The sequence below is a fragment of the Bacillus glycinifermentans genome, from assembly GCF_001042475.2.
Lineage (GTDB): Bacteria > Bacillota > Bacilli > Bacillales > Bacillaceae > Bacillus > Bacillus glycinifermentans.
Genome location: NZ_LECW02000001.1, coordinates 230781 through 241554 on the forward strand (window position 1 = coordinate 230781; position 10774 = coordinate 241554).

Here is a 10774-nt window from a genome sequence, read left to right on the forward strand (position 1 = left end):
AGGAACATGAGAATGGACAACACGGTGTATTACCCGCTGACACATGCTCAAAAACGAATTTGGTATACAGAGACGTTTTATCCGGGGACAAGCGTGTCGAATTTAAGCGGCTTTGGGAAGCTGAAATCGGAATCGGGAATAGATGCAGGCTTATTGACCGAAGCTATCCGGCAATTCGTCCGCACGAATGAAACGATGCGCTTCAGGCTGAAGCTGGCTGAAGGGGGCGAACCCAAGCAGTATATAGCCGCATATGAACCTTTTGATATCGAATATATTGATGCTGAAGAATACGGCGGTGTGGACGAGGTTTTGAGCTGGGGACAAGCTGAAGCGCAGCGGCCTATACCGCTGTATGAAAGCCGGTTGTTTACGTTTGCCGTCGTTCGCATCAGTCCGGAAGAAAGCTGGTTTTTTACAAAAGTTCATCACGCCATTGCAGACGGCATTTCTATGACGCTCCTGGGAAACCGCATCACAGACATCTACTTGAAACTTGAGAAAGGGGAACAAGACTTCGAAGCCGTTCAGGCATCATTTACGGAGCACATTCAGAGTGAACTGGAATACGAACGTTCCAAACGATTCGAAAAAGATAAGGCGTACTGGAACGCTCAATATGAATCGATTCCTGAACCCGTATCTCTGAAGCAAAGCGATTCTTACCAAACCTGTCTGGAGGCGGTTCGTCTTTCGAAAGAGATTTCTCCTTCCCTGCATAAAAAAATTCAAACGTATTGTAAAGAAAACAACATAAGCGTACTCTCCTTGTTCCTGTCAATCTTACACATTTATATGCACAGAGTAACCGGCCAAAACGATATCGTGCTCGGCACCTTTATTGGAAACCGGACAAATGCAAAAGAAAAGCAGATGCTCGGGATGTTCGTTTCGACAATTCCGATGAAAGCGCACATTGATGCGCACCAGGATTTTACTGCATTTGTGCAGGAAAGGATGAAAGATCAGCTCAAAGTCATCAGGCATCAAAAATATCCGTACAATCTGCTGATCAATGATCTGCGGGAAAGAGAGCCGAATATCAACAGGCTGTTCGCCGTCTCGCTTGAGTATCAGGTCATGCAATGGCAGCAAAAAGAAACGGTTTCGTTTTTGACCGAACCGATTTTCAGCGGAAGCGAAGTGAATGATATTTCCATTCATGTGAAGGAAAGATGGGATACGGGAACGCTTGCGATCGACTTTGACTACAGAAGCGAATTGTTCAGCAGCCGTGAAATGTCCGCTTTGTACGAGCGGCTCATGACGTTATTGGAGGATGCTTTGACTTCGCCGCATAAACGAATTAACGACCTTGCCGTGGTTTCGAATGAAGAAACAGAAATGCTTCTGCAGCGGTCATCCGCTTCTCTTTTGAAAAATGAAAAAGAGATGACGCTGCACGGCTTGTTTGAACAAAAAGCAGCCGAGATTCCCGATAAAACAGCGGTGTTCTATGAAGGGAAACACCTCTCATACCGGGAGTTAAACGAGCAGGCAAACCGCCTGGCAAAGGCGCTTCGCAATAGGGGAATCGGTCCGGATACGCCGGCCGCCGTGTTGATGGAGCGGTCTGAACAGACGCTGACTGCCATTTTGGGCATCCTCAAAGCAGGGGGCGCTTATGTGCCGATCGATCCCGGTTTTCCGGAAGAAAGAATTCATTTTATGCTCAAAGATTCAAATGCCAAAGTGGTCATTACCGACGGCGAATTTCACGCTGAGACAGCTGAAACGCTGCTGTTTGCCGAAGCGGTCGCCGAAACGGAAGAGGCCGGAAATCAGCCTTCTTCGGCAGGGGCGGAGCATCTCGCATACATCATTTATACGTCCGGTACAACCGGCCGCCCGAAAGGGGTCATGATTGAGCACAGGCAGGTTCACCACCTTGTCAGGGGGCTTCAGCAGGCGGTTGATACATTGAAGGAGGAGGATTTGAAGCTGGCGCTTTTGGCTCCGTTTCATTTCGATGCTTCGGTTCAGCAGATTTTCTCGTCCCTTATACTAGGTAAGTCATTGTACATCGTTCCGAAAAAGACCGTTTCCGACGGCCGCGCGTTGGCCGCTTATTACCGCCGCCATCATATTGATATTACAGACTGTACACCGTCTCATTTGCAGCTTTTGCTTGCGGCGGATGATCTGCATGGAATCAAGCTGAAACATATCCTCACAGGCGGAGAAGCGCTGTCATGGACCGTGGTTGAGAAGCTGCTTCAATTGTTTGCGAAAACGGCCGAATCCAGGCCGCTCATCACGAACGTCTACGGACCGACGGAAACGTGTGTAGATGCTTCGGCGTTTACGATTCCAAATGACGGACACGTCCGTTTTGACACCGCCTATGTCCCGATCGGCAAGCCGCTTGGCAACAACCGTTTTTACATATTGGATGAAAACGGGGCGCTTTTGCCGGACGGTGCGGAAGGCGAATTGTATATAGCAGGCGCCGGAGTCGGCCGCGGATATTTGAAACTTCCGGAGCTGACTGCAGAAAGATTTTCGGCTGATCCGTTTGTTCCGGGAGGCATCATGTATCGAACGGGTGATGCGGTGAAATGGCTTCCCGACGGCACGGTAGAATTTCTCGGCCGGAAAGATGATCAGGTGAAAATTCGCGGATACCGGATTGAGCTTGGGGAAATCGAGTCGGTTCTGCAAGGGATGGAACATATCGAACAAGCGGTTGTGCTCGCTCGCCCCGGCGCAGGCGGAAGCGATGAGCTTTGCGGATATGTCGTTCCGAAAAAAGGCGGCGCGGTTTCAGCGCCTGCATTAAGGGAGCACTTGTCCAAACATCTGCCTGATTATATGCTGCCTTCTTATTTTGTCGAGCTTCACGACATGCCGCTGACGCCGAGCGGCAAGGTGGATCGGCAAGCGCTGCTCCGCCATGAAGTGACGGTATCAGGCGGAACCGAATATACCGCGCCGAGAAACGATCGCGAGCAAAAAATCGCTGATATTTGGCGGGACGTGCTCGGAGCTGGACAAGTCGGAATTCATGATCAGTTTTTTGAATTGGGAGGACATTCGCTGAAAGCGATGACGATGCTGGCAAAAATCCATAAAACGTTCGGCGTCGAAGTTCCGCTCAACGTCCTGTTTGCAAAACCGACTGTAGCCGGTCTTAGTGAGTATATTGCTGAAGCTGAGCGGAAAGGGTTTGCCGAAATTAAGCCTGCGGCTGAAAGCGAACATTATCCTTTGTCATTGGCTCAGCAGCGGATCTATATCGTGAGTGATCTGGAGGATGCGGGAATCGGCTACAATATGCCGGCCGCCGCCATGCTTGAAGGAACGCTTGACCTCCATCGTCTTGAAGAATCGTTTCAAAAGCTCGTCGACAGGCATGAGGCGCTTCGCACTTCATTTCTATCGGTCAATGGGGAGCCGAAGCAGAAAATTCATCAACAGGTCCGGTTCAAACTCGAGATGATCGAAAGCGGAAGCTTGGATGAAGAACGGATGCTGACATCATTCGTCCGCCGTTTTGATCTTGAAAAAGCGCCTTTGATGAGGGTAGGGCTCGTCCGTATTGAAGACACAAGACACATGCTTTTGTTTGATATGCATCACCTGATTTCAGACGGGGTGTCCATCTCGATCATTCTGCATGACCTTGCCAAGTTCTATAACGGCGAACAGCTGCCGGATGTGCGTCTCCATTATAAAGATTATGCTTCTTGGCAAAGGGATGAGGCGGAAGGCGGCTTTCAAAAGGAAGAGGAGTACTGGAAAAACGTCTTTTCCGGCGAACTCCCTGTATTGCAGCTTTTGACGGATGAGCCGAGACCGGCTGTCCAAAGCTTTGAAGGAGACAGGGTGTCAGCCGTACTGCCGAAAGCGGTGAAGGATAAATTGAACGGACTGGCCGAGAAAAACGGTGCGACATTGTATATGGTCATGCTTGCCGCTTACAATGCACTGCTTGCCAAATATACCAGACAGGATGACGTAATCGTCGGGACGCCGACAGCGGGCCGCAGACACTCTGACCTCGAAGGCATCGTCGGAATGTTTGTCAATACGCTGGCGATCCGTTCGAAAGTAGACCGGCAGCACACGTTTACCGAATTGCTTCACGATGTGCGGCAAACGGTGTTTGATGCCTTTGAACACCAGGACTACCCGTTTGAATGGCTTGCCGAAAAGCTGAATGTCCCGCGCGATTTAAGCCGCCATCCGATCTTTGACACGATGTTTATTTTGCAGAATGCAATGGATGACATTCCGCTGATCGGCGACTTGCGCCTGTTAATCCATGAGACGAATGTCAAGATCGCAAAATTTGATCTGACGCTCCAGGCGAAAGAAGAGCGGGAAGAAATCGTCATCGATTTGGATTACAGCACAAAGCTGTTTAGAAAAGACACGGCTGAACGGATGCTGAAACATTATCTCCATCTGCTTCGGGAAATTACGGCCGACCCGTCCCGGAAGATAGGGGAGTACGGCTTGCTGACAGAGGAAGAAACGAATCGGCAGCTCGTCGAGTTTAATCCGGGCGCAAGCGATTATCCGAGAGAGAAAACGATCGTTCAGCAGTTTGAAGAACAGGCGGAAAAAGCGGGAGACCGTCCGGCGCTGCAATTTGAAGGTACCGTCTTCACTTATGGAGAGCTTAACGAGAGAGCGAATCAATTGGCAAGACACCTGCGGGACAACGGGGTGGAAAATGGTACGACAGCCGCTATTCTCACCGCCAGATCGGCCGAAATGGTCGTCGGCATTCTTGCGGTGCTAAAAGCCGGAGCGGCTTATGTGCCGATTGATCCGGATCATCCGGAGCAGCGGATCAAACACTTTTTCCATGACAGCGGAGCTTCTGTTCTTTTAACGCAAAAGTCGCTGAAACCGCTGGCCGAGGCAGCGGAATTTGCGGGCGTAACCATCATCCTTGATGATGAACATCTCTACCGGGGAGACGCACGCAACCTGAATGTACCGGTTTCTCCTGAAACGCTGGCGAACTTGACGTACACATCAGGCACAACGGGAATGCCGAAAGGAAACATGGTAACTCACCGGAACATTTTGCGTACGGTGAAAAATACGAACTATATGGAGATCATGGGTACCGATATCGTACTGTCCATTTCAAATTATGTGTTTGATGCCTTTATGTTTGATGTCTTCGGGTCGCTTTTAAACGGCGCCAAGCTGGTCATTGTTCCTAAGGAGACGATCCTTGATACGGAGCGGCTCGCGGATGCAATCGAAAAAGAAAACGTCACCGTTTTAATGATTACGACCGCATTGTTCAATCTGCTGACAGATATGCGCCCCGGCAGTATGAAGAACCTGCGCAGGGTGCTGTTCGGCGGCGAACGGGCGTCGGTCGACCATGTCAAAAGGGCGCTTAAGGCGGCCGGAAAAGGAAAGCTCCTTCATATGTACGGGCCGTCTGAGAGCACTGTCTTCACGACTTATCATCCAGTCAATGATGTGCCTGAAAATGCGCAGGCCGTGCCGATCGGAAAGCCTGTCAGCAATACGGAGGTTTTGATTCTCGATTCGTCAGGAAACGTACAGCCGAGAGGTGTTGCGGGAGAACTGTGCGTCGGAGGGGACGGGCTTGTCCGCGGTTATTTTAACCGGCCGGAGCTGACGTCGGAAAAATTCGTTCCGCATCCGTTTAAAAAGGGCCAAAAGATATATCGCACAGGCGATCTGGCAAGATGGCTGTCCGACGGAAGCATCGAATTTATCGGCCGGATCGACCAACAGGTCAAAATCCGCGGGCAGAGAATCGAGCTTGGCGAAATCGAGCATCATCTGCTTACTCATGATGCGATTCAGGAAGCCGCCGTTTTGGCTGTCGATGGGACAGCGGGAGACAAAATGATCTGCGCGTATATCATTGCCGACAAGGAGCTCTCAAACCGCGAACTTCGCGAGCACGCAGCCGTTGGTCTGCCGGGCTATATGATTCCGTCGGTGTTTATGCAATTGCAGGAGCTTCCGCTGACAGGCAACGGAAAAGTCGACAGAAGGGCGTTGCCTGAACCGGATGCAGCGCAAATTGCGCAAACGGAATATACAGCGCCGAGAAATCGCACAGAAGCACAGCTTGCCGGGCTTTGGCAAGAGGTGCTCAACGTTTCGAAAGTCGGCGTGCGCGACAATTTCTTTGAACTCGGCGGCCATTCCTTGCTCGGTATGGCTCTCATCGCCCGCATTCAGCAGGAGATGAATGTCAAGCTGCGGCTGAAAGATCTGTTCCAGTCGCCGACGGTTGAAAGCCTGGCGAAAACCGCGGCACAGGCGGAGAAAACATCGTCCGTCTATATCGAGCCCGCAGAAGAGGGGGAGACTTATCCGGTATCGTCTGCTCAAAAACGGATCTATGTCCTTCAGCAGCTTGAGGGCGCCGAGAAAAGCTATAACATGCCATCTGTTCTTCAGCTGGAAGGAAAGCTTGATCGTAAACGGCTGGAAGAGGCAGCACGAATGCTCGTCATGCGCCATGAAGCGTTCAGGACATCGTTTCACATCGAGGATGGAGAGCCTGTACAGCGGATACGGAAGGATACCGGCTTTACGGTTGATGTAATTGACGCTGAGGAGCGCGAAGCCGAAAAGCTGATCCAGGACTTCATCAGGCCGTTTGATTTGACCGAAGCGCCGCTGTTCAGGATGAATCTCATCCGCCTTGCAGAAGAGAAACACCTTTTGCTTGTCGATATGCACCACATCATTTCAGACGGCGCGTCCGTCAGCGTGCTGATCGATGAACTGGCAAGGCTCTATGCCGGGGAGACGCTTGAACCGCTTCGCATTCAGTATAAGGATTACACCGTTTGGCAGCGGGCATTTTTGCAGAACGGACGCGATAAAAAGCTTGAAGAATATTGGCTGAAAAAGCTTGGCGGCGAACTGCCGGTTCTCGCGCTGCCGACCGATTATCCGCGTCCGTCCGTTCAGACGTTTGAAGGCGACCGCATCGCCTTTACGATCAATCAGAAACTTGTCCGGTCTTTGAGAAAGCTTGCTCAAGAAACGGGAACGACTCTGTATATGGTTCTTCTTGCGTCCTACAGCGCGTTTTTGTCGAAGCTCAGCGGACAGAAGGAAATGGTGGTCGGATCGCCGGCAGCGGGAAGATCGCACGCTGATCTGGACAAGATCATCGGGATGTTTGTCAATACGCTGGCGATAAGGACGCATCCGCAAGGAGAAAAAACGTTTGCCGCGTTTTTAGAGGAAGTCAAGGAAACTTCGCTTGGTGCCTATGAACATCAGGATTATCCGTTTGAAGAACTGGTTGAAAAATTGGAAGTCCGGCGCGATATGAGCCGAAATCCATTGTTCGATGCCGTATTCTCGATGCAAAATGCCGATTTGCGGACATTGTCAATGGAAGGCGTCACCCTTCGCCCATACGAGTTTGAACACAAAACGGCCAAGTTTGATCTGACGCTGGCCGCGGCCGAAGAAGACGATATTGTCCGGTTTGAAATGGAGTATAATACAGCTCTTTTCAAAGATGAAACGATCAGTCGCTGGAGTAAGTACTGGCTCAATCTGCTCGAAGCGGTTGCGGACAATCCGAATATCCGCCTTTCAGAACTCTCCCTGCTCAATGAAGCGGAAAAACGCCGGATCGTCGAAGCGTGGAACGACACGGCGCTTGACGTTCCGTCAGACAAAACGATCCACGAGCTGTTCGAAGCACAGGTCAGCCGCACGCCTGACCGCGGGGCAGCGGTATTCAACGGCCGCCGCTGGACGTACCGGGAGCTCAACGCCCGCGCGAACCGTCTGGCCCGCCTGCTTATCGAAAAAGGAGCGCGGCCGGAACGGAGAATCGGCATCATGGTCAAGCCTTCCCTCGAAATGGCGGCCGGGGTGCTTGCGGTTTTGAAAGCGGGAGCGGCTTATGTGCCGATCGATCCCGCCTATCCGGAACAAAGGATCAAATACATCCTGGAAGACAGCGGAGCGGAGCTCCTGTTGACCCAATCGGATGCAGCCGTGCCTGACGGCTTCTGCGGGGAAACGATTCTGCTTGATACCGTGTTAACCGGAGAAGTGACTTCAGAAGATGAAGTGAATCCGCAGTCAGAGGCAAAACCGGACAACCTGGCTTACTTAATCTACACATCAGGTACGACGGGCCGGCCGAAAGGCGTCATGGTCGAGCACCATTCGCTTGTGAACTTGTGCTATTGGCACAATCACGAATTCGCTGTCACTGAACGCGACAAGAGTGCGAAATACGCCGGCTTCGGCTTTGATGCGTCTGTGTGGGAGATGTTCCCGTACTGGATCGCCGGAAGCGAGCTGCACATGATCGATGAAGCGATCCGGATGGATATCGTCCGCCTGAATCAATATTTTGAAGAACACGGCATCACGATTACGTTCCTCCCGACTCAGCTGTGCGAGCAGTTTATGGAGCTTGACAACAAATCGCTGCGCGTGCTTCTGACGGGCGGCGACAAGCTGAAGCGGGTCGAAAAGCGCGGCTATACGCTCGTCAACAACTACGGCCCGACAGAAAACACGGTCGTGGCGACAAGCACGGCGATTGATCCTGACGAAGGAATGCTTTCGATCGGCAGACCGATCGCCAACACCCGGGTTTATGTGCTCGGAGAGCACAACGAAGTACAACCTGCGGGTGTCACGGGTGAATTGTGCATCGCCGGCCGCGGGCTTGCGCGCGGTTATCTCAACAAGCCGGAAGAAACGGCGAAGCGCTTTACGGCAGACCCGTTTGTACCGGGTGAGCGGATGTACCGGACGGGCGATGCCGTCAAATGGCTTCCGGACGGCCGGATCGAATATATCGGCCGGATCGACCAGCAGGTGAAAATCCGCGGCTTCCGGATCGAGCTTTCTGAAATCGAGGTGCAGCTCGCGAAGCTCCCGGGCGTGAATGAAGCGGCCGTTGCCGACATTGAGGATGCGCATGGCAACAAAGCGCTCTGCGGCTATGTCACATCGGCTGAAACGCTTGATACAGGACGCCTTGCGGACCAATTAGCGAAGACGCTGCCGGACTACATGGTGCCGGCATATTGGGTGCAGCTCGGCGAGCTGCCGATTACGGCGAACGGCAAAGTCGACAAACGCGCGCTTCCAAAGCCTGACCTCACGGCACAGACGGCCGAATACAAAGCGCCGCGGACCGAGATTGAGCAGCTGTTGGCAGATATTTGGCAGGACGTTCTCAGCGTTGAACGAATCGGGATCAGCGACAATTTCTTCACACTCGGCGGAGATTCGATCAAGGGGATTCAAATGGCGAGCCGCCTTCAGCAGCACGGCTGGAAGCTAGAGATGAAGGATTTATTCCAGCACCCGACGATCGAACAGATCAGTTTTTATGTAGAGACGGCTGATAATAAAGCGATCGATCAGGGGCCTGTCGAAGGTGAAGTGATGCTGACGCCGATCCAGCGCTGGTTCTTCGAACGCTCGTTTTCGAATGAGCACCACTGGAATCAGTCGGTTATGCTTCATGCACCGTCAGGCTTCGATCCTGAGATTACCGGACGGGTTTTAAGCAAGCTGATGGAGCATCATGATGCATTGCGCATCATTTATAAACGGGATGAAGAGAGCGTTATTCAGTACAACAGAGGGCCTGAAGCCTCGGAGGTTCAGCCGGAGGTCATTCACCTGCACCAATCGGGCGCTGAATTGGAAGCTTCCATTTTGGAAGAGGCCAATCGAATTCAAGGCAGCATCGATTTGTCGCAGGGACATCTGCTGAAAGCTGCAATCTTCAAAACCGGCCAAGGCGACCATTTGCTGATCGTCATCCACCATCTTGTCGTGGACGGTGTGTCATGGCGGATTTTGCTGGAGGACTTTGCGGCAGGATTGCTTCAAGCTGAAAAAGGCGGGCCGATCGTCCTTCCGGAAAAATCACATTCCTTTGCAGAATACGCGGCACGATTGAGTGAGTATGCCGGTTCCAAGACGTTTGCCAAGGAAATCGGCTATTGGGAGGAAATCGAGAAGACGTCGGCCGCGCCGCTCCCTAAAGATGCCGAAGCAGACGATAAGCGGATGCGCCATACGAAAACGGTTGAATTCTCGTTGACGAAAGAAGAAACGGAACAGCTCATGACAAAAGTCCACGAAGCGTACAACACGGAAATAAATGATATTTTGCTTACGGCGTTGGGCTTTGCCGTAAAAGAATGGACAGGACAAAGTGATTTCATCGTCACGCTGGAGGGACACGGGCGTGAGGACATCATTGACGGCTTAAATATGTCGAGAACCGTCGGCTGGTTTACGAGCCAGTTCCCTGCACTGATTCAGATGCGCCATTCCGATGATATGGGCTATCAAATCAAACAGGTCAAAGAAGATTTGCGCCACATCCCGAATAAAGGAATCGGCTATGGCATCTATCGCTATTTAACAGAGGAAGGCAAAAAAAGCGGGCGGGTCAAACCGGAGATCAGCTTTAACTATTTAGGCCAGTTCACGGAAATGTCTGAATCGGGTCGGTTTACCCGGTCGAAACTGCCGTCCGGCGATCCCCTGAGCCCCGATACTGAGAAGCCGAACGCTCTTGACATCGTCGGTTTTATCGAGGACGGCGTGCTGACGATGTCGATCGCTTATCATTCATTGGAATTTAAAGAAAGCACAATCTCAACTGTCGCCGGCAGATTTAAAGCTTATTTGCTGCAATTGATCGATCATTGTCTGACTCAAGACGGAGACGAGTTAACCCCGAGTGATCTTGGAGACGACGATTTGACACTTGAAGAACTTGATAAATTGATGGAAATTTTCTAACAAAACA

Annotated in this window: 1 protein-coding gene; it reads left to right on the top strand. The window is 51.7% G+C overall.

What is annotated here, in order from left to right; translation table 11 throughout:
* Positions 1-12: 12 nt before the first annotated feature.
* Positions 13-10767 carry a non-ribosomal peptide synthetase gene (locus tag AB447_RS01155; protein ID WP_057957395.1) on the top strand — a complete coding sequence of 3585 codons (10755 nt, stop codon included), beginning with the start codon at positions 13-15 and terminating at the stop codon, positions 10765-10767.
* The last annotated feature ends 7 nt before the right edge of the window (positions 10768-10774 follow it).

Bases quoted from the DNA above. Each gene is read 5' to 3' on its own strand.
- AB447_RS01155 (WP_057957395.1), top strand. From the start codon at position 13: ATGGACAACACGGTGTATTACCCGCTGACACATGCTCAAAAACGAATT.